This window comes from Bacillus sp. LR--39, from assembly GCF_053613335.1.
The window spans coordinates 1-531 of sequence record NZ_JBSIOT010001521.1; the positions used below are offsets into that span (position 1 = coordinate 1).

Consider the following 531-nt stretch of genomic DNA (forward strand, 5'->3'; position numbering starts at 1 on the left):
GTTTGTCTGCTCTTATATCCTATTTTGAGTAAATGGAAATAAGAGGATGTATTTCTTTTCAGGTATCTTGATTGCTCTTATGATCAGTTTTTTTGTACAATAGATACAGCAGTTTAGGAAAAGAGGTGAAGGGTCTTGGCGGATAAAGACTTTGGCCTGAATGATATCGTAGAAATGAAAAAACCGCATCCATGCGGAGCGAACAGCTGGAAAATTATACGCATGGGAATGGATATTCGAATTAAGTGTGAGGGATGCTCTCACAGTGTTATGATTCCGAGAAGAGAATTTGAAAGAAAACTAAAAAAAGTACTAGTCAAGCATGAGGAGCCTACTTCATAAATAGGCCGACACTCATGCTTTTTCATATAGAAGGTAAGGAGAAGACGGCGATGAGCAAAGTGCATCAGTCGGCATGTCCGCTGAATTGTTGGGACAGCTGCGGCTTTTTGGTGACTGTTGATGATGGAAAGGTAACAAAAGTGGACGGAGATCCAAACCATCCGATTACGGAAGGTAAAATCTGCGGCC

2 protein-coding genes are annotated in these 531 nt (G+C 41.1%); both read left to right on the plus strand.

Annotated features, from left to right (window positions below):
• Positions 1-135 precede the first annotated feature (135 nt).
• Positions 136-342, plus strand: a complete 207-nt coding sequence (locus ACWHAR_RS31535; RefSeq protein ID WP_003226838.1) for a DUF951 domain-containing protein — start codon at positions 136-138, stop codon at positions 340-342.
• A 50-nt stretch (positions 343-392) separates the two neighbouring features.
• On the plus strand, positions 393-531 hold a 139-nt coding region (locus ACWHAR_RS31540; RefSeq protein WP_452088987.1), incomplete at its 3' end, for a hypothetical protein.